This window comes from Dyadobacter sp. HNCC25DJ185 (genome assembly GCF_056895195.1).
The window spans coordinates 576,472-599,305 of the sequence record NZ_JBXHAR010000003.1 but is presented as its reverse complement, the minus strand read 5'-3'; the positions used below and the strand labels follow the sequence as shown (position 1 = coordinate 599,305).

18 protein-coding genes and 1 riboswitch are annotated in these 22,834 nt (G+C 44.6%); of the genes, 5 read left to right on the top strand and 13 right to left on the bottom strand.

The features are described from left to right. Nucleotides 1-190: 190 nt before the first annotated feature. A complete protein-coding gene (sppA, locus tag AC1XUF_RS11165; RefSeq protein ID WP_483341868.1) occupies nt 191-1,957 on the top strand; it encodes a signal peptide peptidase SppA in 1,767 nt (588 codons plus the stop codon). Nucleotides 1,958-2,005: 48 nt separating this feature from the next. On the opposite strand, the gene AC1XUF_RS11160 is transcribed toward sppA, so the two are convergent. The 4 genes from AC1XUF_RS11160 to metH all read right to left on the bottom strand — a co-directional run bounded on the left by AC1XUF_RS11160 (nt 2,006) and on the right by metH (nt 8,931). Next, nucleotides 2,006-2,926 (bottom strand): YihY/virulence factor BrkB family protein, encoded by a 921-nt coding sequence (locus AC1XUF_RS11160; protein WP_483341867.1) that lies wholly within the window; start codon nt 2,924-2,926, stop codon nt 2,006-2,008. A gap of 92 nt (nt 2,927-3,018) precedes the next feature. Next, complete coding sequence (locus AC1XUF_RS11155) at nt 3,019-4,257, bottom strand: NupC/NupG family nucleoside CNT transporter (RefSeq protein ID WP_483341866.1); 1,239 nt, start codon at nt 4,255-4,257, stop codon at nt 3,019-3,021. Nucleotides 4,258-4,351: 94 nt separating this feature from the next. Further along, nucleotides 4,352-4,900, bottom strand: coding sequence for a nuclear transport factor 2 family protein (locus AC1XUF_RS11150; RefSeq protein ID WP_483341865.1), 549 nt, complete (start codon nt 4,898-4,900; stop codon nt 4,352-4,354). 206 nt (nt 4,901-5,106) lie between these two features. Beyond that, on the bottom strand, nt 5,107-8,931 hold the full coding sequence (gene metH / locus AC1XUF_RS11145) for a methionine synthase (protein ID WP_483341864.1): 3,825 nt from the start codon (nt 8,929-8,931) through the stop codon (nt 5,107-5,109). 190 nt (nt 8,932-9,121) lie between these two features. Between metH and AC1XUF_RS11140 the strand changes: the two genes are divergently transcribed. Further along, on the top strand, nt 9,122-9,598 hold the full coding sequence (locus tag AC1XUF_RS11140) for an Lrp/AsnC family transcriptional regulator (RefSeq protein WP_483341863.1): 477 nt from the start codon (nt 9,122-9,124) through the stop codon (nt 9,596-9,598). A gap of 54 nt (nt 9,599-9,652) precedes the next feature. Here AC1XUF_RS11140 and AC1XUF_RS11135 read toward each other — a convergent pair whose 3' ends face one another. Then, nucleotides 9,653-10,267, bottom strand: a complete 615-nt coding sequence (locus AC1XUF_RS11135; protein ID WP_483341862.1) for a hypothetical protein — start codon at nt 10,265-10,267, stop codon at nt 9,653-9,655. A gap of 227 nt (nt 10,268-10,494) precedes the next feature. Between AC1XUF_RS11135 and AC1XUF_RS11130 the strand changes: the two genes are divergently transcribed. From AC1XUF_RS11130 to AC1XUF_RS11120, 3 genes are all read left to right on the top strand, one after another. Continuing rightward, on the top strand, nt 10,495-11,109 hold the full coding sequence (locus tag AC1XUF_RS11130; RefSeq protein WP_483341861.1) for an RNA polymerase sigma factor: 615 nt from the start codon (nt 10,495-10,497) through the stop codon (nt 11,107-11,109). Next, nucleotides 11,099-12,682 carry a hypothetical protein gene (locus AC1XUF_RS11125; RefSeq protein ID WP_483341860.1) on the top strand — a complete coding sequence of 528 codons (1,584 nt, stop codon included), beginning with the start codon at nt 11,099-11,101 and terminating at the stop codon, nt 12,680-12,682. Before AC1XUF_RS11130 ends, AC1XUF_RS11125 begins: the two co-directional genes overlap by 11 nt. Before the next feature lie 91 nt (nt 12,683-12,773). Continuing rightward, the gene (locus AC1XUF_RS11120) at nt 12,774-13,658 is read left to right on the top strand and encodes a Ppx/GppA phosphatase family protein (protein ID WP_483341859.1); all 885 of its coding nucleotides are present in this window, start codon (nt 12,774-12,776) and stop codon (nt 13,656-13,658) included. Between the two features lie 41 nt (nt 13,659-13,699). Here AC1XUF_RS11120 and AC1XUF_RS11115 read toward each other — a convergent pair whose 3' ends face one another. The 8 genes from AC1XUF_RS11115 to AC1XUF_RS11080 all read right to left on the bottom strand — a co-directional run bounded on the left by AC1XUF_RS11115 (nt 13,700) and on the right by AC1XUF_RS11080 (nt 22,815). Continuing rightward, on the bottom strand, nt 13,700-14,068 hold the full coding sequence (locus AC1XUF_RS11115; protein ID WP_483341858.1) for an SxtJ family membrane protein: 369 nt from the start codon (nt 14,066-14,068) through the stop codon (nt 13,700-13,702). Nucleotides 14,069-14,161: 93 nt separating this feature from the next. Continuing rightward, nucleotides 14,162-14,311 (bottom strand): DUF5989 family protein, encoded by a 150-nt coding sequence (locus AC1XUF_RS11110; RefSeq protein ID WP_015812275.1) that lies wholly within the window; start codon nt 14,309-14,311, stop codon nt 14,162-14,164. Between the two features lie 70 nt (nt 14,312-14,381). After that, on the bottom strand, nt 14,382-15,497 hold the full coding sequence (locus AC1XUF_RS11105; protein WP_483341857.1) for an SGNH/GDSL hydrolase family protein: 1,116 nt from the start codon (nt 15,495-15,497) through the stop codon (nt 14,382-14,384). 26 nt (nt 15,498-15,523) lie between these two features. After that, the gene (locus AC1XUF_RS11100) at nt 15,524-17,386 is read right to left on the bottom strand and encodes a carbamoyltransferase family protein (RefSeq protein ID WP_483341856.1); all 1,863 of its coding nucleotides are present in this window, start codon (nt 17,384-17,386) and stop codon (nt 15,524-15,526) included. 137 nt (nt 17,387-17,523) lie between these two features. Beyond that, on the bottom strand, nt 17,524-18,558 hold the full coding sequence (locus tag AC1XUF_RS11095) for a hypothetical protein (protein WP_483341855.1): 1,035 nt from the start codon (nt 18,556-18,558) through the stop codon (nt 17,524-17,526). 100 nt (nt 18,559-18,658) lie between these two features. After that, on the bottom strand, nt 18,659-19,045 hold the full coding sequence (locus tag AC1XUF_RS11090; protein ID WP_483341854.1) for an acyl-CoA thioesterase: 387 nt from the start codon (nt 19,043-19,045) through the stop codon (nt 18,659-18,661). Between the two features lie 92 nt (nt 19,046-19,137). Continuing rightward, the gene (gene metE / locus AC1XUF_RS11085) at nt 19,138-21,465 is read right to left on the bottom strand and encodes a 5-methyltetrahydropteroyltriglutamate--homocysteine S-methyltransferase (protein ID WP_483341853.1); all 2,328 of its coding nucleotides are present in this window, start codon (nt 21,463-21,465) and stop codon (nt 19,138-19,140) included. Between the two features lie 204 nt (nt 21,466-21,669). Further along, a riboswitch (cobalamin riboswitch) is annotated at nt 21,670-21,906 on the bottom strand. Between the two features lie 168 nt (nt 21,907-22,074). Continuing rightward, nucleotides 22,075-22,815, bottom strand: coding sequence for a glucosamine-6-phosphate deaminase (locus AC1XUF_RS11080; RefSeq protein ID WP_483341852.1), 741 nt, complete (start codon nt 22,813-22,815; stop codon nt 22,075-22,077). Nucleotides 22,816-22,834 lie beyond the last annotated feature (19 nt).

The following is a 22,834-nucleotide window of genomic DNA, read 5'->3' as shown; positions in this document are numbered from 1 at the left end:
TAATTTTTCTCAAAAGTACTGAATATGCCCCGGGATCTGAACCGGGAACCTTTGAAAAAAATTTGACTTAACAACCGCTTAATGCCATTGAGCAACCTTTTGACATTATTTATAGGTCAAACGACGACAAATAATCCGTAATTTCGTTTCTTACGTAACTAGTGAAAAAAATCATAAGCGATAACATAAAATGCTCCAATTCTTAAAATATGTCCTGGCGACGTTTGTAGGCATCATTCTGTTCATTTTTCTCTCCTTTTTTATTCTCGCAGGTATTGGTTCGATGTTTTCAAAAGAAGACAAGGTCGTGCTGGAAGATAAATCGGTTCTTAAACTTGACCTTAACAAACCAATTCAGGAAGTGGGCGTTGAGAACCCGTTCTCGGATTTCAACGGGATCTTCAATAGCGGGGAGGACGTGGTTGGCCTTAAAGACATTACCGACGCACTCAAGAATGCGCAGATCGACGACAAAATTAAAGGTATCTATTTAAAAACAGAAGGGCCGGAAGCAGGTTGGGCAACGCTGGAAGAAATTCGTAATCAACTGCTTGAATTCAAAAAATCGGGTAAATTCATCGTTACTTATGGCGAATCTTATTCTGAAAAAGGATATTATATCGCTTCCCTCGCAGACAAGATCTATCTGAACCCCGCGGGTGGCCTTGAATGGAACGGCCTTTCTGCCGAATACAGCTTTTTTAAAGGAACATTTGACAAACTTGAAATCAAGCCGTTGGTATTCAGGGTTGGTGAATTCAAGAGTGCCATTGAAATGTTTTCCCGCCAGGATATGAGCGAGGCGAGCAAGAAGCAATCCACTGAGCTGATCGCTGCGATCAATCACAATTTCCTTAAAAATATCTCTGCGTCGCGTAAGGTCTCTGTTGAAGAATTGAAAGGACTGGCGGATTCACTTGCAGTTGAAAACCCAAAATCTGCTTTGAAATACAAATTTGTAACCAACCTGGGTTATCAGGATGAGTTGGAAACGTATCTCAGGAAAGAACTCAAAATAGATGAGAAGAAAAACATCCCTTTTGTGGGCGTCGACAAGTATCTGAAGGGTGAACATACTGTTAAAGAAGGTGATTTCAATACCCGGATTGGCGTTTTGGTCGCAGAAGGAGAAATCACGACTGGTGATGGCAGTGATGAAAACATCGGTTCCGACAAATTTGTAAAGGAATTAAAAGAGATCCGGGAAAATGATAAAATCAAAGCTGTGGTAATCCGGATCAATTCGCCTGGCGGGAGTGCCCTGGCTTCCGACGTGATGTGGCGCGAGATCCAAATTACAGCCAAGAAAAAGCCAGTTATTGCTTCCATGTCCGATGTAGCTGCTTCGGGAGGTTACTACATGGCAATGGGATGTGACAAGATCGTCGCACAACCCAATACGATAACAGGTTCCATTGGCATTTTCGGATTGATCTTTAACGTAACTGATTTCATGAACAACAAGCTTGGCATCACTTTCGATGGAGTTGGTACCAGCCCTCATGCCGATTGGCCAACAGCTACCCGCGAAATGACGGATTTTGAAAAGGCGATGATTCAAAAAAGCGTTAATGAGGGCTACGATACATTCACAAGGAAAGCCGCGGAAGGTCGGAAAATGCCGCTAGAAAAACTGAGAAGTCTGGCGCAGGGCCGCGTTTGGTCAGGAGTTGAGGCAAAAGAAAATGGATTGGTAGATGTTTTGGGGGGAGTGGATGAGGCGATCAAAATCGCTGCGAAAGAAGCCAAACTTAAAGAAGGAGATTACCGGGTTCGCTATTATCCTGAAAAGAAAAGACCTCTGGATGAAATCTTGTCAAAAGTAATGGGCGACGAAGAAGAAAAAGCAACGACAAAGACACTGGGAGAATTAGCTCCCTACGTCAAAATGTATAAAAAGCTGATGAATATGGGTGGTATGCAAACCAGGATGCCTTTCGAGCTAGTAATCCGTTAGTAAAAAAGATTCACCGAATCCCTCTTAGCGATGGCTAGGAGGGATTTTTTATGCCAACTCTTTGCCCGTCTTTTCATCCAGCTCCTGCCTGACAATCAATACCGCATGTTTATTGGGGTATATCCCAACACCGTCCTGTTTGGCATAAACCTTGGTAAACTCAGCCCCGAAATAAAGAATAATGGATGAGTAGTAAATCCAGGTAAGCAGAATCACAATAGATGCGGACGTTCCATAGGCAGCACCTAAGTCGGATTGTCCCAGATAAAAACTGATCGCAAATTTTCCGATAAGAAATAGAGCAGCCGTAAATGCAGCGCCCACTATGCATTCTTTCCAGCGTAGCTCACCATCTGGAAGCACTTTGAAGATTACAGTAAAAAGTGCTGTGATAATGGTTAGTACCAATGCAAGATTCACTATATAGAACACAATCACCGAAGCTTCTGAGAAAATTCTTTCCAACCTGTTACTGAGTAAATCTACCAGCGCGCTTGCCCCAAGTGAAACCACCAGCAAAAATCCCAATGTGAGGATCAGCGAGAAAGAAATCAGCCTGTTCTTGAGATATTGCAGCCAGCCTTTCTTAGGCTTGGATTTAATCGCCCAAATGTAATTGATCGAATCCTGCATTTCGGCGAAAACCCCGGTGGCGCCAATCAGCAAAGTCCCTATCCCGATCGCGGCTGCCAGGCCAGATTTATTTGATAACTCTGCGTTTCTAAGGATTTCCTGCAACTGGGCGGCAGCGCTTGCCCCAACCAATCCACTGATTTGCCCAAACAGTTCCCCCTGGATGGCATCCCTCCCAAAAAAAATGCTGAATATCGAGATGATAACCAGCAACATAGGCGCCAACGAGAAAATGGTATAGTATGACAACGCGGCACTCAGTTTCAGTCCGTTATCGTTCAGGAATTCATTTACGCTCTCTTTAAAGATAGAGAAGTACAGCTTAATGTTTTTCATAAATATAAAATCTGTCTGTCAATGAGTTGGATTCATTGAGCCAAACAAAAATATCCATGCCAACATCAAGGAAACCCGGTCTCTCGAAGTATCTATAATAGCAACCCAGCCAGGGTAGCGGACATATACGAGGCCAATGTTCCGCATATCAGCGACTTAAATCCTAGTCTTGCCAAATCAGCACGACGCGTAGGGGCAAGCTCGCCAATTCCGCCGACCTGGATGGCAATGGAACTGAAATTAGCGAAACCGCAAAGTGCGAAGCTTGTGATCACGACCGTTTTATGATCCAAGGTGTCTTTGATCTTCACCATATCCAGATAGGCGACGAACTCATTAATGACCATTTTGGTGCCCATTAAAGAGCCTGCTACTTCTACATCTTTGGCAGGCACGCCCATTGCCCAGGCAAAAATGGAAAACACCTTCCCTAGAATGAAGTTGAAGCTTAATTGGGGAAAAGAAAAAAGCCCTCCGATGTATCCTAATAAATAATCCAGAAGAGCAACCAATGCGATAAAACCAATTAGCATAGCAATTACATTGAACCCCACTTTAAGTCCTTCGCTTGCTCCAGCCGCAATAGCGTCGAGCAGGTTTGCATGGGTTTTCTGAATCTCCAATTTAACAGCGCCTTTCGCATCAGACTGAAGCGTTTCAGGAAAAACGATTTTTGAGATGACTAAAGCTCCAGGTGCCGCCATCAGGCTGGCTGCAATAAGATAAGGTGCCGGCACTCCCAAGGAAATGTAAACCGCCATAACTCCCCCGGCGATACAGGCAAAGCTACCTGTCATGGAAGCCATTAGCTCAGAATTAGTCATATTTTTCAGATAAGGCTTGATCATGATCTGCGCCTCTACCTGTCCTACAAATGTACTCGCCACATTGGACAGCGCCTCTACTCCGCTCACACCCATCAGCCAGTATACGCCTCTTGCAATGAAAGAAACCACCCTTTGCATGATGCCGAGATGATAAAGCATATTGACCAAAACAGCCACGAAAATGATCGTCGGGATAATTTTGAAAAAGAAGACGAAATCATTGCCGGGGCCGAATGCACGTTGCATCAGGTCCGGCCGTACGAGTGTACTGAAAACAAAATCAGCACCTTTGTCCGAAAATGAAAGTAATTTCTGGACTTTTTCACCAAGCCACTGGAAAATAGCCTGGCCAATATCTGTACGAAGGATAAAAACCGCCAAACCGAATTGCAGACCCAGGCCAACACCCACAGTACGATAATTGATTGCCTTACGGTTGTTTGACATCGCAAAGGCAATGCCCAGGATCAATGCAATACCAAGCAGTCCCGTAAATCTTTCCATAGATATTCTGTTGTCACTTTTAGCCCAAAGGTGCAAAATAGCAACAAAAAGCCAGTATGTAATACAAGGCTTGAAATATCCGGAAACCCGGCAATTATTTAGAAGATTTGTCTGATTCTGAGTGTTTGGAAAGCATATCTTCTTGGCGATGTACTACTTTCCACATACCATTTTCCTTCCGAAACAGTACTGTAACATGCAAGTCGATCGTTTTTCCTTTAGGCCCTTTATAATATTCTTCCTGCAAAAGGTAGGCCTGGTCACTGCCCTCCTGACTCGCTATTTTTTTGTAGCCGTAGCTTCCATTTCCGTCTGGCCGAATCGATTTGTCCAGCTTTGATTCAATGGATTTCCAACCCCTGAATTCTTGGTTGGCTATTCCATCAAAAATCGTAACCTCCTCGTTATGAGACCAAATAGCCTTCAATAATTCAGGATTTCCTTTTGCAAACTCCTGATTAGCCTTTTGGAGCTGAATGACGGCATTCGCAAATGAGAGATGGTTAGTTGGTTTTTTTAGTGCGTTATTGGAGGAATAGCCAGCTGTGATAAGTTGCTGGTCTGTCTCACGGGCTTTGGACCGATATTTAAATGATGAGGCTAACAGGATTAGTAAAATAAAAACGGAAATATTTCTTTTCATGGCTAATAAACTTTCTATCTATTCAAGGCTAAAATCGCTTACAAATATCTTGTGTAAAATATTGAGAAAATAGAGTATAAATACCCGTTTGCACTACGCTATTTCACTTAAATACGTGTTTTGCCATGAAAAAATTATGTCTATGCCCATAAAAAGGAGAATGAAATAATCCATTCTCCCTGAGTATTTCGCGCAACCAATCGTCTCTAATATCCCAAAATAGGCGAAAGCCATTTTTCAGTATCCTCCAAAGTCATATTCTTCCGCTTCGCATAGTCCTCTACCTGATCCTTAAATATCTTACCGACAGGGAAGTACCGGCTATCCGGATGCGAAAAATACCAGCCGCTTACGCTGCTGGCAGGATACATCGCAAAACTTTCTGTCAACGTAATTCCCAGCTTTTCAGCATCCAGCAAATCAAATAGTGTCCTTTTTTCAGTATGGTCCGGACAAGCGGGATAGCCAGGGGCCGGGCGGATCCCCTTATACGTTTCTTTGATTAATTCTTCATTGGTAAGGCTTTCATCCCGATCGTATCCCCACAATTCTTTTCGCACTCTTTCGTGCATCAATTCCGCCAGCGCCTCTACCAGCCGGTCGGCCAATGCTTTCACCATGATGCTGTTATAGTCGTCGTGGTCTTTCTCGTATTTGTCGAGAAGCGCCTCAATGCCAATTCCGGCAGTTACTGCAAATCCGCCAATGTAATCGGTGTGACCTGTTTCCAATGGCGCTACAAAATCCGAAAGACAATAATTAGCCAGATTAGAAGCTTTTTGACTTTGCTGACGCAGGTGGTGTAACACCGTAGCCGTATCAGCGACAAGTTCTCCTGCAGCATGCGCATCAAATCCCTTCCGGCTGATCTTGTATTCAATATGCTGATGCGATCCATGCCGCTCGCAGGGGACACTGCGGGTCTCTTCTTCAAAATGATGTAAAACAATATCATCCTCAATAGAATTTGCAGGCCAAAAGCCAATTACCGCCTTTGCTTTCAGCGTTTTGTCTCGAATAATTTCCCCCAGAAGCACCGCCGCATCCTCAAACAACTTCATCGCTTCCGAACCGACCACTTTGTCCTCAAAGATTTTGGGATACTTCCCGTGAAGCTGCCAGGTTTGAAAAAACGGTGTCCAGTCGATGTATTTGGCTATATCGGCCAGTTCATAGTCGTCATAAACACGGGTTCCCAAAAACTGCGGTTTGGTTGCCTTAAAATCTGTCCAATCAATTTTAGCCTTGTTCGCACGGGCGCGATCAATACCTATGTGCGCTTTTTCTCCGCCTCTTTTGGAATGGTCGTCGCGCAGCTTCGCATATTCTGCCTTGATATCCGACAAAACATTGGCCTGGCTTTGCTCACTCTGTATCAGCTTACCGGCCACGGGAACCGACCGCGAAGCATCCAATACATGGATTACAGCGCCCGAATAGTTCGGATCAATCTTGACCGCCGTATGTATCCGCGAGGTAGTCGCCCCTCCGATCAACAGCGGTATTTTGAAGTTTCTGCGTTCCATCTCCTTGGCGACCCCGACCATTTCATCTAAGGATGGTGTGATCAGCCCCGACAAACCAATGATATCCACGTTGTGTTCTTCGGCAGCCGCCAGGATTTTGTCGGTGGGTACCATCACGCCCAAATCGATGATTTCGTAGTTGTTACATCCAAGTACCACCCCGACAATGTTTTTGCCAATATCGTGGACATCGCCTTTAACCGTTGCCAAAAGGATTTTGCCTGCCGAAGACCCTCCTTCGCTTTTCTCTGCTTCAATAAAAGGCTGTAAGTAGGCCACAGCTTTTTTCATCACCCTGGCCGACTTGACGACCTGAGGAAGAAACATTTTACCCTCGCCAAACAAATCACCGACAATGCTCATCCCGTCCATCAAAGGCCCCTCGATCACCTCTAATGGCCGCGTAAACAAATGTCTGCATTCCTCTACATCCTCGTCAATAAAATCAGATATTCCCTTTACCAACGCATGGGAAATGCGCTCTTTAATCGGCAATTGCCTCCACGACAAATCTGGCCCGCTTTGCGATTTTCCTTTGTCTTTTACAGTTTCTGCATAAGATACCAGACGCTCTGTCGAATCGGGGCGTCGATTGAGCAAAACGTCTTCAACCAGTTCCAATACATCTTTGGGAATTTCATCATAAATTCCTATTTGCGAAGCATTCACAATCCCCATATCCATTCCGGCACGGATCGCGTGGTATAGAAATGCAGTGTGGATAGCTTCCCGAACTGGCTCATTTCCCCTAAAACTGAATGAAACATTGGACACCCCGCCCGACACTTTGGCATGCGGTAGATTCTCCTTGATCCAGCGAACGGCATTGATGAAGTCCACAGCATAGTTATTGTGCTCTTCCATACCCGTGGCAACAGTGAGAATATTCGGGTCAAAAATGATATCCTCAGGAGGAAAACCAACCTCATCGACCAGAATCCGGTATGCCCTCGAACATATCTCGATACGGCGCTCCAGGTTGTCCGCCTGTCCTTGCTCGTCAAAAGCCATCACTACGGCAGCCGCGCCATAGCGCAGCACAGTCCTTGCAGATTCTTTGAACTTCTCTTCACCCTCTTTCAGAGAAATTGAATTTACAATCGACTTACCTTGCACACACTTCAAACCCGACTCAATCACCTCCCATTTGGAGGAGTCAATCATCAGCGGAACTTTTGAAATATCAGGCTCTGATACGATCAGGTTGACGAAAGTTTTCATTGCCTCCACCCCGTCGATCATACCCTCGTCCAGGTTCACGTCAATGACCTGCGCACCGCTTTCTACTTGTTCACGGGCGATGGTCAGCGCTTCATCGTATCTGCTTTCGCGGATCAGCCTGGCAAATTTCTTGGAGCCGGTCACGTTACAGCGCTCGCCAATGTTGACAAAATTGGTTAGCTCATTAATCTTAACAGGTTCCAAACCCGACAACTTCATTACCGTTTCAGCCTGTGGTAAAGGCCTCGGGTTGTATTTTTTAGCGAGATCTGCAATCACCCGGATGTGATCAGGCGTGGTACCACAGCAGCCTCCTATGATATTGACAAGATTGTCTCTCAGGAATCCGTCGATAACTTCTCCCATTTGCTCGGGGGATTCATCATATTCTCCCATCTCGTTTGGCAGCCCCGCATTGGGGTGAGCCGACGTAAAGAACGGCGCTTCTTTGGCAAGAATTTGCACATATGGTCTCATTAAATCCGCTCCCAGGGCGCAGTTTAAACCAACAGATAGCAATGGCAGGTGCGAGACAGAAGTAAGGAATGCCTCAGTTGTCTGACCTGATAAAGTCCGTCCGGATGCATCCGTGATCGTTCCTGAGATCATGATCGGAAGCGATTCTCCCGGCGCGGATTTCCACGATTCCAGTCTTTCGACTTTGCCGTTTTTGGCATCGGTAAAAAATTTATCAATTGCAAAAAGCGCTGCCTTTGCATTCAAAGTATCAAAGATGGTCTCAACGAGCAATACGTCACACCCCCCGTCGGTCAACCCTTTAATCTGTTCGTAGTAGGCGGTAACCAACTGATCAAAACTGATCGCGCGGAAACCGGGATTGTTAACATCTGGCGATAAGGAAGCTGTACGGTTAGTGGGCCCCATAGAACCCGCCACAAATCTCGGTTTTTCCGGTTCTCTTTCCGTGAAATCGTCGGCGACCTGCCGCGCAAGCCGGGCAGATTCGTAGTTTAATTCATAGACCAATTCCTCCATACCATAATCTGCCATGGCAATGGTAGTTCCTGAAAACGTGTTGGTCTCGGCTATATCTGCACCTGCCTCAAAATAAGCAGCGTGGATTTCCTTGATAATATCCGGACGGGTCAGAGAAAGCAGGTCGTTGTTCCCCTTCACATCATGCGCCCAATCTTTGAACCTTTCACCTCGATAATCGTGATCCGCAAGCTTATATCGCTGGATCATGGTTCCCATAGCTCCGTCCAGTACCAGAATGCGGTGTTTCAGAATTTCACGAATATCTACTTTTTGAGTTGCTATCATTTTTGTATTGGATAACTGAATAAATTCCTGGCTGGTGAAGCCGATACCTTTCGAGGCTACAAAATTAAAGCAATAGATGTTTTATTCAATAAATCAAAAAAAATCAGACTAATAGTCTACCATAAACAGCCTAGCTAAATTATTTATCTATATTCGCTGCGATCAAAAAGTGAATTAAGATATTCTATCTATGTATAATCTGGATGAAACCGACGCCAAAATCCTGCATTTCCTTCAGCAGGATGCAACCCTAAAAACACGCGAGCTATCGGAAAAGTTAAACCTGTCTTATACACCTGTTTATGAACGTGTAAGACGGTTGGAAAAAGAAGGGATCATCAAAAAATACGTAGCGCTTGTAGATAGAGAAAAAGTTGGTAAAAAGCTGATGGCTTTCTGCAATATCGCGCTCAAAGAACATTCAAAAGTGATGGGAGAAAAGTTTGTAAAGGCTGTCATCGCGATGCCCGAGGTAACGGAATGTTTTAATATTTCGGGCGATTATGACTTTTTATTAAAGGTAATTGTGGACGACATGTCGCAATACCAACAGTTTTTGATGCAAAAGTTAGGCTCATTGGAAAACATTGGGAGTACGCATAGCCTCTTTGTGATGGGTGAAATCAAGAACTCTTATGCGCTGGAAATGCTTGCCGCAAAAAAATAAATACGGTACCGGAAAATCCAGCACCGTATTCCAACTCACCCCTAACAAAAATTTTTAATGTCTTTTGTGGCCCTTTTCCGGCTGTTCCAATACTTTATTGAAAGAACCATCCGCATTAAAGAGTAACACCTTCACTTTGGTATCCACCAGAATCGCTACAAAATACTCTCCTGCCTCATTGGTCCCAGCACCTTTTATTTCTGCGCCGGCATAGTTCAATGTAATATAGTCCGTCACGGCACTCGGTAAAGCGCTGATGTCAACCTTTGTAAGTTTGGCTTTATGCGCATGTCCTTTTAGTTCTTCTTTAAATGTACCATCAGCGTTAAACATCAGCCCTTTCAAAGTTCCGTCAGCCAATGTAATAGCAACAATCACCTTGCCAGACTGATCCTTCGCCGCATACTTTATCTCCGAACCCGGATACGTAGTGTTAATGTAATCTGTTATCGACGTTGCCAGGTCAGCTGCCGCTACTTCTGCCAACTTACCTTTGCAGTTACCCAGAGTCACCGAATCAGAAGACACAGCGTACCGCGCCGCCGCATCCGTTACACTTTCAAAATCAGCCGACTCAACCGTCGCAGGATCCAGCCCTGCGTTATCCTTCTGACAAGCGCCTAAAAAGACACTTAGCAACACAACCAGCGAAAGCGAGAATCTCTTCATGATAATTAATACATGTTATAATTTTTTGAACTGTATAACGGATTACGCCTTTGCCAAATCTCCTGTTGCAACGGCGGTAAATTTTTGTTGTATTTTTTAAAAAAGTGCTCGTGCACGATGTGCATTTGAGAACCGCGATTTTTTTTGTAAATTTTTGCAACATAAGGGAGCATTACGACGTAAGCCTATTTAGAGAATTCAATCCCTGACAACTTGACGCCCTGACTTTGCTATTTGGAAGAAAAATATCATTTGATGAACACGACTTTGATTCGGTCGTAGCGGCATGCATTGCTGGTAACAATCAGGCGCAGAGGCATCTTTACAAACAATTTTTCGGCTATTCAAAAAGCATCTGTCTGCGTTATACCGCTACCACTGAAGAGGCTGAGGAGGTTTTGAACGAAGGTTTCCTGAAAGTTTTTAACAATTTGGAAAAATATGATTCCAATCACCCCTTCAAAGCATGGTTAAGGACCATTATGGTCAACACGGCGATCAGTTATTATCGCAAGCATAAAAAGCATAGTGAGGATGTTATTTCGCTGGAAGATGCCCCCTATCCCAAGTTTGACGAAGATGTGATCAGTCAGATCACGGCCGATGAAATCCTGGAACTAATTCAGCAGATTAAGCCGGTTTACAAAAATGTATTCTTAATGTACGTGGTAGATGGCTACAATCACCGGGAAATAGCAGATTTGCTGCAAATCAACGAAGCGACGGTGCGATCACATTACGTTCGTGCACGTGCAAGGTTGCAGCATTTAATAAAACAGTATTACCCACATCTCTTCCCAAGTGATTGGGCCGTAAAGTCATTCAGAGGCAATGAAAACTAATAAATTTGAGAACACTATACGCAGGAAATTAGAGAGTATTCAACCAGACTTTCAAGAGCAGGATTGGGCCAAAATGCAGCAATATATGCAGGTCCACACTCCGCCCACTTTCTGGCAGCAATACGGCTCATGGATCGGTTATGCGGCTGCGGCTTCTGTTACGACTGTCATGGCATTTTTGTATGTAAATCAACTTTCACAAAATGACCACCTGGTGGCTGACGTAAAAAGTCTCAAAACTCAGATCGAGGTTATCCGGAATCAATCAGTTCCTGCTTCGAAGACCGATACTATCTATATAGTCCAAAAAGAGTCAGCCGCAGAAAATCAATATATTACTCTCGGGGAGGCAGTAAAACCATCGGAGGTGGATATTCACAATCGGTCAAATGAGCCGAAAGAGCTTTCAGAAACTAGCTCGCCCACGGATAATTTGTCGACCAATGTTACCAGGGATTCCGAAAAAAGGGTCGCATTCAGGCCTGAAACGCCCCTCGCTGAAAGGGTAAGTCCGGTTACAAGTAACCTATCCGGTACCACAGCCCAGTCTATTACCAATAAAAACACATCGTCTTCTGAAAAGGGCACATTGTTGCCGGCTTCCTCTTCGAGCGAAAAATATGTAGAAACAGTGGCTTCACCCGAAAGTGAAAATTCGGAAAGCAAATCGTTTGTTTCAGGCAAGCAGAACATTGAATCAGGCAGTTATGCTTCACCTGCCCTGGGCTCCGACTTTGCGGAAATGAATATAAAAAATGGGATACCGCTCAATAGCGGTTTTAGTGAAAGAAAAATGAATTACGAACTTGCTAACCGGTTGTCGACGAAGCAGGTTCAGCGGGCCCTTACCACACCGGGCACACAGCAATCCGTTAATAACACAAGTACGAAAACGCAGATAGCAAGTGCCACTGCGCCCAACAAGAAAGTCGAGAAAACGACACAGACCGAAAATGTTATCCCAAAACTCAATCTTAAAGTGCCGTATCGTTTTGGGGGAGGTGTCAATATTGAAGGTAATGGTCAGGCTAAGACTGTCGTAGGAGAAGTTTTAGTTGCCAAGAAATTCTCGATTACTGCTGGTATCAGCTGGCTCAAAGTGAAGCCAATGGAGTTTTTCACCGAGAAGATATTCCGTGAAAAGAATCGCCAGGATTTCAAGCGAGCCCACCCTGGCGAAGTTCCGCTTGCTTTTGATGTTTACAATATCAAGGTTAACCCGACATTGGTTCAAATACCGCTTACAGTTGCTTTCCGCAACAATATAAAGGACAATTGGGCGTACTATGCGGGAGTTGGGACGAATATAACCGTTTCTTCAAAGGAAAAGATATCGTTTGACTGCCGCGCACCGAACAACGAGTACTTCAATCAAGCCTTCGATAAAAAAACAGATATCCCTGCCATCAGCTCCGTCAACTTCTCGATGGGTCTAGAAAAAACATGGCACCCAATCGTGATTCAGGCCGAAGGATATCTATATACCTACTTCAAGCCTCTTACGCCATTCAGCCATAGCGCAGGACCTGGAGTAAAGCTAAAACTACTTTATCAAATAGGTGGCAAAATGTAAATAACAACCGCCTTCTTTCACGGACATTGTAGAAACTTGTCCGTGAAAGTCCTATTTTTGGCTTTTATTTACTCCCCTATTATTGAACTCCTTGAAATTCGCCGCAATTGACATTGGATCCAATGGTGCCAGAATGCAAATATCTACCGTTTTGCATGACGAAGGCATTTCACGCTTCAAGAAAATAGAGTACGTACGTTTCCCGCTTCGTCTTGGCCACGACGTGTTCACCCAGGGAAGGATAACTGTTCAGAGTGAGGACAGGATGATGAAGCTCATGCTGGCGTATCAGCTTTTAATGGAACTGCATGAAGTTGATGATTTCATGGCCTGCTCTACTTCGGCCATGCGCGAAGCTGAAAACGGTTTTGAAGTCCGAGATCACATAGAAAAGCGTACTGGCATCCATATTCAGATTATCGATGGCCAGCGTGAGGCCGAACTGGTGAACAATGTTGTAGTAAAGTCTTTGGCTGATGGACAATACCTTCACATTGACGTAGGTGGCGGCAGTACAGAACTCAATTTATACAAGGATCGGGTTAAAATCAACGCCAAATCCTTCAAGCTAGGCTCTGTTCGCCTGTTAGAAGGGAAGGAATCCAAGAATTCCTGGCTAAAAATTAAAGAATGGATCAACCAGAATGTTGATTACAACTTTCCAATCCAGGCAGTTGGAACAGGAGGCAATATCAATAAACTATTTGATCTGTCGTCGAAACTCACGGAAAGCTCCACCAGCAGGCAAGAGATTGAAAGAATGCGGGACTACATCTCCCAGTTTTCTTTTGAAGAAAGGGTCAACAAGCTTCAGTTGAACCCCGACCGTGCTGATGTAATTGTACCCGCAGGTGATATATACCTTTCTGCCATGAAATGGGCAGGCGCGGATATCATACACGTTCCGGATGTAGGACTCAAAGATGGTATGCTGCAATTGCTCTACGATCGTGCATGCCGCAAAAAAAAGGCCTGAAACAGGCCTTTCCAATCAGTTCAGGTTTTTCTCTCTCTCAACTACCAAACCTGTTCTAGGTCTTTGGAAGTGTACTTATGGTTTCTTTCGGTGAAAACAGACTTATTTCCATCACGCTTTAGGCCTAATGGGTTCTTTTTGCTCATCTTCGCTATCATCGCCACAGGAAACAAAACAATAAAGAATACAACGGATAAAAGTATCTTGCCATTTATGGCACCGAGTATCTCGGCTATTTTATACCATCCTTTGACAATCAAATTCCCAGCAGCCGGAATGGCCAGACTGAGAACACCAACCGCTGCGGCTGCAATCAAAAAATAGGGGTATCTGGATTTAAACACGAAGTATAATACCACCAGGCCGGTGACAATGACCAATTGGGCCTTGGTCTTTTCTGATTCACTCATTTGCTATGTAAAAGTTGAACACACTGGTACCGATAAAGGTACCAGCGCAAAATAAATTCCTAATTGAGTTCTGTACAGCAGACTACGCCGGCTTTAAAACAACGTGTAAATAAATGGAGCCACAGCCGAACCGCCACCAATGACGATCAGTACACCGATCAGAAGCAGAACGATAATTACCGGAGCCAGCCACCATTTCTTGCGCTCCTTCATAAATGCAAATAAGTCTGTCAAAAAATCCATCTCCTTTTAATGTTTTAATTCAAAGATAAAATTAAAATACTTTATTCATTTTAAGTCAAAACTCAAACAATCAGTGCATTGCCTTATAAAGACGGTCGGCGATCAGGCTGTTCAATTCTGCACTTCCGTGTCCATCGTTTTTACCGACAACACGCTCCTTTTCAGGAATTTTGACGATTCCGTCATTTATGCCGACCACTTTCACGCCTTTTGACCGCAAAAATGCTTCGACGGGTTTTGTATAGCCCGCACTTTTATCAATCTGAAACAGGAATGGGATAAACACTGCATACATGTCGGCTTTCGTGCTATCCCGGTAGTCAATCATTTTCGACAAATCCCTGAGGTGCGAATTGAGCACTGTTGTATCCGTATAGGCGGTTTGGACGAACTTCTCGAAAGTGCTGAAGCCGGTATGCGGCAACTGCCAGTAAATAAAATTGGGCAGGTAAAATCGTTTAACGATCGTTGCCATTGGCCCATGCAAATCAGCATAAGGTTCAGCGCCTGACAAAGTAAGTCCTTTCTCACGGCCCACTTTTTCAATATCGTTTGGAAAATATTCGAGAATAATAATATCCGGCTTCACGGGAAATTCTGTCAGACGCTTTGCTTCGTCACGCGTATCTGCACCCGACATACCGAGGTTGTGGACAGAGTACTTATTGGTTCCCAATTTTGCTTCCAGAATATTGGAAAAGCGCTCATTCACATCCTTTAATCCATGCCCGGCCGCAAATGAATCCCCAATAACCAATACTTGTTTTTTGCCAGGTTCTTTGGTGATTTCTTTATCATGATAACCCAGTGAATTTACTGGTTTCCAATATTTTTCCCACCAAATCTGCGATGCTTTGGATAATACTCCCTCATGACTTTGAGGTATATACATAAAAATGACCTCAAGAAAAATCAGCGTAACAAACAAAGGAATGAGGATAGTTACCACGTTGGCTACCAGCCCTTTCACTTTGCTCTTCACGATCCCGTAGTAGAAAATCCTGAGGATTTCGATGATCAGCAAAAACCAAAAAGCGAATTTTGCAAGCCGGATATACCAGTTGTCACTCTGAGGAAAGCCTGGATAGTCAAACTTGATTTGAAACTTATCCGGATAAAAAAGAAATGAAAAAATCAGCCCGAGAAAGACAATCCTTATCAGGCTGGTTACAATTTTAGATGCCATTGTTGCTACTGATCATGAAAGGAAAATTAATCCAATACAAACTCTTCCTTCCAGTTGTCTTTTTCGAGCCACTCCGGTTGTAATTTTTTATTGAAAATAAAATTGCCTACAACCAGGTAGTCCATTTCTGTACGCATAAAACAACGGTAAGCGTCATTGGGCGTACATACGATGGGCTCGCCGCGTACATTGAAACTGGTGTTTACGATAACCGCATAACCTGTAAGCGCTTTAAAAGAATTGATCAGGTCGTAGTAACGCGGGTTGGTGTCTTTATGGACTGTCTGAATCCTTGCGGAATAATCGATATGTGTAATCGAAGGTAGATCGGAGCGTTCAAAGTAGAGCTTTTCACGAAGGTCTAGGGAGCCATAGTTTGAAGGTACAGGCTTCCGTCTGTTTTGGGCTACCGGATGTACCAGAAGCATATAGGGCGAAATACCGTCATAATCAAAATAATCCGAACAATCTTCTGCCAGTACCGAAGGGGCGAAAGGACGGAAAGATTCCCTGTACTTGATTTTGAGGTTAAGCTTTTTCTGCATTTCAGCGTTTCTCGGATCGCCCAGGATGCTTCTTCCTCCAAGTGCGCGCGGCCCGAATTCCATTCTGCCCTGCACCCAGCCTACTACATTTCCTTCTGCGAGTAACCTTGCCGCCTCTTCTGTAAGTTCGTCAAAATGATCGTAAAATGTGTAAACAGCTTTGTATTTTTTGGCAGTCAAGGCCACATCCAAATCCGAGAATGTCGGCCCTAGATAGGAACCCCTCATTGCGTCGGCAGTCCAAGTAATTTTTCTTTCCTGCCCAAAATAAATATGGTATGCAGCCTGGGCCGCGCCCAAAGCTCCTCCTGCATCGCCCGCAGCCGGCTGAATGAAGATATCTTTAAAAATATTAGCTTTCTGAAGCTTCCCATTAGATACGCAGTTCAGTGCCACACCTCCTGCCATACACAAATAATCAGCTCCTGTCAGCCTTTTGGCTTCCTTAGCCATACGGATTACCGCTTCCTCCGTAATATTTTGAATGGCTAGCCCAAGGTTGCAATGAACTGCTTCCAGCGGGTCCTCCGGCTTCCTGGTCTTAAAGCCAAAAAGCGCCTCCCATTTATGTTCATTAACCATTTTAAGGCCAGTGGCATAGTCGAAATATTCCTGATCCAGCCAAACCGAACCGTCTTCTTTCAGGTCAACGAGTTCCTTCAGAATAATCTCTTCGTATCTCTTGATATCTGGTGAGTTGGGATCTCCGTAGGGCGCAAGTCCCATTAATTTATATTCTCCTGAATTAACCCGGAAACCCAGAAAATAAGTAAAAGCGGAATAAAGAAGACCTAGTGAGTGAGGAAACCTCAATTCTTTCAAAATGCTGATATCCTTCCCCTCTCCCAAACAAATTGAAGCTGTTGCCCATTCACCTACCCCATCAATCGTGAGAATGGCTGATTTTTCAAAAGGTGAAGGATAATACGCACTGGCTGCGTGGGAAAGGTGGTGCTCAGGAAAGAGCATTTTTACCTTTTTCTTTTTGTCGTAACCCAGTTTTTCAAGCTCCTCGTTAATCAGGCGCTTCAAAAACATTTTCTCTTTGATCCATACCGGCATGGCCGTAAGAAAGGACCTGACTCCTTTGGGTGCGAAAGCGTAATAGGTTTCAAGCAATCTTTCGAACTTCAAAAGCGGCTTATCGTAAAAAACAATGGCATCGAGCTCGTTAATGGAAAGGCCGCCGTATTCCAGGCAAAACGCCACAGCATTGGAAGGGAAACCTGGGTCGTGCTTTTTGCGGGTAAAACGTTCTTCCTGGGCCGCTGCTACAATTTCACCGTTATCAATAAGAGCTGCCGCAGAATCATGATAGAAAGCCGAGATACCTAAAATTTTCATTAAATATTTAAATTATGTGTACAGTTACACCAATACGGTTCAAAGGGCGTGCAAGTTAAGCATTTTGCTCAACCCTGCAATTCTCGCAGTTGAACCGTTATCAAAAGGTCGTTGGCGTTTATTAAACCGACGTTTTGTTATTGCACGATCCTCTGTTGGATAATGAATCCAGCCACCTCCCCCGCGAAACGCCTTGCACCGGGTTCGCTCAGATGACAAACATCACAGAACAAGGTCGAATCTTTTGGCATAGTGGCTTCCATATCCAAAAAAGTAACCTGATTTTCCTTCACCAGTTTCCGGAGCATGAGGTTATGTGTATCAACTCCTTTTTTAACATTCTCTGGTTTACCCCAGATGGTTACAGGTGACGCATACATGCAGCCAGCAAAATGGCTCATATCGGCTTGTTCACCTGTTAGTTTAACATTGGGCGGAAAATACGTGGCATAACTCATCAATATCAGTTTGTCGCCCCTGGCCCCTGCGGTTTTGATCAGGTTCTCTAGGTTTTTGTGATAGGGCCCCGCTGTCTTGATATCGGATCCGTAGACTGCGTACCCAGGATCTACTTTTTCCTGGCTAATGTAAACTTTGTGCTTCACCCTGTCACTAATGTATTGGATGGCGCGATCGATCAGATAAGGAATGACCGTAAAATTGATCTCCGGGTGGGCTTGTAGAAGGTATATGTCACTGTACCATTTAATATGGGAATAATCCTTCCTGAAATCCTTCGCCGGGATGTTATTAGCGCGATTTTCATTGATCGCTTCATAATAAACGACCAGGTCAAACCTTTGTTTATCTAACAATTTGTATTTCAAGTAGTTATCAAGAGAAGTATGGCCAGCTCCCGCCACATTGTAAAACGCAAACTTTTTGCTTTTATATTCTTTTTTCAGGATTGTATCCAGCCTCGCTTCCAGATTAGACCATGGCGTACTTACCACGGATCCTCCGAGAATCAGGACATCAAAAATCTCGTCATCACTTTTGATTGTCTTTTTACGGATCGGGTCCAAAACAGTGTAGTAACTTTTAAAAATATTATCGGAGGGTTTGAAAAAAGGGTAGCCTAAAAATAGCAGGCTTAACCGTAGTAAAATCTCCGTGAGGATAAAGAGAATCAGAAAGAAGATAAAAGAAAAAAGGACTAAGCGTAATTTCATTACGATCTTAATAAGCTGATTAGGTAGGTGCAAAGATAAGAATCGGCTTAATCTTTATGCATTTAAATTACGCAACGGCTAACTTTCCCGATCACTACCGCTAAATAATTATTTTGGTCGGTTTATGGTCTTCATCCAGAGCAACAAAAGTAAAAATCCCAGTAACAGCCTTCTCACGCCCTTCTTCATACATTTTTTCGACAAAAATGTCTACCCTTACTTTCATACTGGTGTTGCCCACTGTCTCAACTTTTCCTACCAATTCGATGATCGTTCCGGCAGGGATTGGATGGGTAAAATCAATGCGGTCGGAAGATACTGTCACGCAACGTAACCTCGAAAAACGGGTGGCGGCAATGAACGCGACCTCATCCATCATGGAAAGCGCAGTACCGCCAAAAAGCGTATCGTAATGATTGGTGTTATTTGGGAAGACGGTCTTAAATACGCGCGCTTCGGATGCAAGGATCTTTTCTTCGAGTGTCAAAATAATAATGGATTTGTTGGTATTAGACCGATGACTGTCATTTTTAGTCAAGACCAGTCCTGACCAAAAATGACAATACCTTAAAAATAGCGCTATTCTGGCTGTGTCACCGCACACGTTTCACGAAGCAAGTTAGCAGCTGTAATCATATTGCGCAAAGCGGCTTCCGTCTCTGGCCATTTGCGCGTTTTTAATCCGCAGTCAGGGTTTACCCATAGGTTCCTTGCCGGAATGAACTTCAATGCCTTTTCGAGCAACGACAACATTTCATCGACCGTGGGTACTCTCGGCGAATGTATATCGTAAACACCTGGTCCGATCTCATTGGGATAATTAAATGTTGAAAATGCGTCCAGCAACTCCATCTGTGAGCGGGATGTTTCAATGGTGATCACATCTGCATCCATGTCGGCAATGGAACTGATGATATCATTGAACTCCGAATAACACATATGCGTGTGAATCTGGGTCTGGTCTGCAACACCGGACGCGCTCAGACGGAACGCGTCCACCGCCCATTTCAGATACTCTGCCCAGGCCGACTTTCTCAAAGGCAACCCTTCACGAATGGCTGGTTCGTCTATCTGAATCACTTTTATTCCGGCTTTTTCCAGATCCACTACTTCATCCCTGATGGCCAGGCCGATCTGAAAAGCGGTGTCCTTCCTCGGCTGATCATCGCGGACGAAAGACCATTGCAAAATCGTAACAGGGCCCGTCAGCATTCCTTTTACCAATTTCTCAGAATTCGCTTGCGCAAATGCCGACCACCTGACCGTCATGGGTTCGGGGCGTTCCACATCTCCGAAAATGATGGGCGGCTTCACACAACGGCTGCCATAACTCTGCACCCACCCATTTTCTGTAAAAACAAACCCCGACAGGCTCTCACCGAAATACTCCACCATGTCATTTCTTTCAAACTCTCCATGTACCAGCACATCAATCCCCAGATCTTCCTGCCAGCGCAAGGAACGCACAATTTCCTCCCGAATTCGTTCCTCGTATTGATCCTGCGTTAGTATATTCCTCTTAAGGTCAGATCTCAACTTCCGCACTTCGTCCGTCTGCGGGAAAGATCCGATCGTGGTAGACGGGAAAAGCGGCAATTTGAGCTTTTCCAATTGTATGGCCTGTCTCGCAGAAAACTCGCTTAGTCTCTCAAAATCACTGTCTTTTACGGAAGCTGCACGGGTTTTTACAGCTGACTTGTGAATCAGCGATGAGCTTTTTCTACGCTCGACGGCCTGCTGATTATCAATGAAGAGCTTTTTCGACTCCCAGTCAGATTTGATAAGATATGTCAACTGCGAAACTTCGTCCAGCTTCTGCTTTGCAAATGCCATCCAGTTTTTGATTTCCGGAGTCAGCACTTCTTCGTTTGTTTCCAGGTCCAGGTCAAGCGGGCTATGGAGCAGCGAACAAGATGGTGCAATCATCACACGATTTTCGTCAAGCGCCTCAATCGCCTGATTGATCAACTCTAATGACTTTTTATAATCGTTTCTCCAGATATTCCGTCCGTCAACAACCCCCAGCGATAATTTCAAAGTAGAATTAATGAAGTCCGCATCATTCAGAAGTGCCGCGAAGCTCCCCGCTCCTCTTGTCAGGTCGATGTGTAAGGCATCAATGGTCAGGCTCGCAGCGGTTTGCAGGTTATCCTCCAATGCGCCGAAGTACGTCGCTACCAGGATTTTCAATGAAGGGACTGCCTCCCTGATCTGCTCATAAGCGCTTCGAAATGCCAGTCTTTGCTTATCAGTCAAATCAAGCACCAGGCCAGGCTCGTCGAGCTGCACCCACTCGGCACCACGTTTTGACAATTCCTTTAATACCGGGATGTAAACCTGCAACAAATCGTCCAAAAGATCGATCCTATCAAAACCCTCTTCCTTTTCTTTTCCTAAAAGCAGGTAAGTGACAGGCCCTACAAGCACAGGTTTTGTCGTTATCCCTTTCTGCAATGCATCTTCAAATTCAAGAAGTACCTTGTCAGAGTAACGTCTGAATTTTTGGTTCTTTACAAATTCAGGTACCAGATAATGGTAATTGGTATCGAACCACTTGGTCATTTCCATAGCCTTAATATCCATACCGCCAAACTGATAGCCTCTGGCCATAGCGAAATAAAGATCCAGCTCACGATTGGATTTGCCGTCGATAAGCTGATGGTAACGCTCCGGAATTGCACCTAGCATTAGAGAGGTATCTAGCACCTGGTCATAAAGCGAAAAATCGTTTGATGGGATCAGGTCAAGTCCTGCGTCTTTCTGAAGATCCCAGTTTTGATGACGGATCTTGCGTGCGACCTTCTGAAGTTCGTCCCTGTTGATTTTACCGGCCCAGAATTGTTCGCTGGCTTTTTTGAGTTCGCGGTGGCTTCCTATACGAGGATAACCCAGATTGTGTGACAACATACTTTTGTGTTTAAAGAGTTAATAAAAACCCTGTGAAAACACCCACCCATCCTGATTTTTGATTTGGCTAGAAATTACTGATCAGTACGAAATACAATCAATGGTCGCCGCACAAAACAGATCCTGACAACTGTTTCTATGCGGTTAACGCGAAAGTTATATTTTGGTAAATCAATACTTGACTATTCTCCATTCGTGAGAGAACAGCCATTGAGCGTAGTGGCAAGTCTCCTGGCTTGTATCAGTTTCCACCGCCCTTCTCGTCGTTTTCAGCCGTTTGCCTTCAACAACAATGGGACGCGAGGGTAAAAACCTGTTCCAAAATGCGGAACGGATACTTACAGTAGCACGACTGCCCGTGATTTCCACACGGTTCCTTTTTGTTTTACTATCATTTGGATGAGGGTTCCAAAAGCAAAAACCACTACCCCGATTGACGGGCGTTCACAAAGAACGGGTTAAATTTAAGTTGAAAATATTCTGTCGGAAATATAGGTCCGGATTTAAGTGAATCGTGCTGAAATTCGGTTTTGGGCCAGGATAAATTATCTTTTTTGACTAAAAAATAATGGCCTCAAAAGTGATTTTTTGAAGCCATTAGCACTCCCGTTATTCATTCGGCACAACTCCCTCCCCAGCTTCGCTATCCAGAATAAACTCTGCATTAAAATGATTTTGCAGGGCCGTCGCAGGAAAGTCGGTAGTCACAGGGAATGCCAGTGCACGGCGGACCACTTCTGCTTTTGACTTTCCTGAAGCCAGCAAGATGGCCGTTTTAGCCTCCAATATGTGCCTGATCCCCAAGGTAATGCCCTTGGTAAGGATTGTTTGCTCCTTAAAGTATTTCTGCCCCACTTCAATCGTAACCGGGTCAAGCTCCGAGATATGCGCATAAGTATCCCAGGGCGTGCCCGGCTCGTTCAATGCAAGATGCCCGTTCATACCTACACCCAGTACGATCAAATCCAGCCCGCCCAAACCAGCAACTATCTTATTCACACGGTCACATTCCGACTGCGGGTCAGGCGATTTTCCGTCAAAATAGACGATCTGCTTGTCCCGCAATCCAATTGGTTTTAGGAAATCCCGGTCGAGTAAATCGCGGCAGCTTCCATCGTCCTCCCCGTTCAGCCCGATCCATTCGTCCAGTCCAATGAAAACACATTGCGAAAAATCGGTCATTCCTTTCTGGTTTGCCGCCGCCAGCAACTGAAACATACCAAGCGGCGTGCTTCCCGATGGCAGGCAAATTACCGCATTGGGCTTTTTAGACAGAAGTGTGGTCACTCTCTCCGCTGCGGCCAGGCTCAGCGATTGATAATCCGGGTAAATACTGATTTTAGGGATCATATTTCAAATGGTCATGAAA

Coding starts and splice junctions, on each gene's coding strand:
- sppA (WP_483341868.1), top strand. CDS start 191: ATGCTCCAATTCTTAAAATATGTCCTGGCGACGTTTGTAGGCATCATT.
- AC1XUF_RS11160 (WP_483341867.1), bottom strand. CDS start 2,926: ATGAAAAACATTAAGCTGTACTTCTCTATCTTTAAAGAGAGCGTAAAT.
- AC1XUF_RS11155 (WP_483341866.1), bottom strand. CDS start 4,257: ATGGAAAGATTTACGGGACTGCTTGGTATTGCATTGATCCTGGGCATT.
- AC1XUF_RS11150 (WP_483341865.1), bottom strand. CDS start 4,900: ATGAAAAGAAATATTTCCGTTTTTATTTTACTAATCCTGTTAGCCTCA.
- metH (WP_483341864.1), bottom strand. CDS start 8,931: ATGATAGCAACTCAAAAAGTAGATATTCGTGAAATTCTGAAACACCGC.
- AC1XUF_RS11140 (WP_483341863.1), top strand. CDS start 9,122: ATGTATAATCTGGATGAAACCGACGCCAAAATCCTGCATTTCCTTCAG.
- AC1XUF_RS11135 (WP_483341862.1), bottom strand. CDS start 10,267: ATGAAGAGATTCTCGCTTTCGCTGGTTGTGTTGCTAAGTGTCTTTTTA.
- AC1XUF_RS11125 (WP_483341860.1), top strand. CDS start 11,099: ATGAAAACTAATAAATTTGAGAACACTATACGCAGGAAATTAGAGAGT.
- AC1XUF_RS11115 (WP_483341858.1), bottom strand. CDS start 14,068: ATGAGTGAATCAGAAAAGACCAAGGCCCAATTGGTCATTGTCACCGGC.
- AC1XUF_RS11110 (WP_015812275.1), bottom strand. CDS start 14,311: ATGGATTTTTTGACAGACTTATTTGCATTTATGAAGGAGCGCAAGAAA.
- AC1XUF_RS11105 (WP_483341857.1), bottom strand. CDS start 15,497: ATGGCATCTAAAATTGTAACCAGCCTGATAAGGATTGTCTTTCTCGGG.
- AC1XUF_RS11100 (WP_483341856.1), bottom strand. CDS start 17,386: ATGAAAATTTTAGGTATCTCGGCTTTCTATCATGATTCTGCGGCAGCT.
- AC1XUF_RS11095 (WP_483341855.1), bottom strand. CDS start 18,558: ATGAAATTACGCTTAGTCCTTTTTTCTTTTATCTTCTTTCTGATTCTC.
- metE (WP_483341853.1), bottom strand. CDS start 21,465: ATGTTGTCACACAATCTGGGTTATCCTCGTATAGGAAGCCACCGCGAA.
- AC1XUF_RS11080 (WP_483341852.1), bottom strand. CDS start 22,815: ATGATCCCTAAAATCAGTATTTACCCGGATTATCAATCGCTGAGCCTG.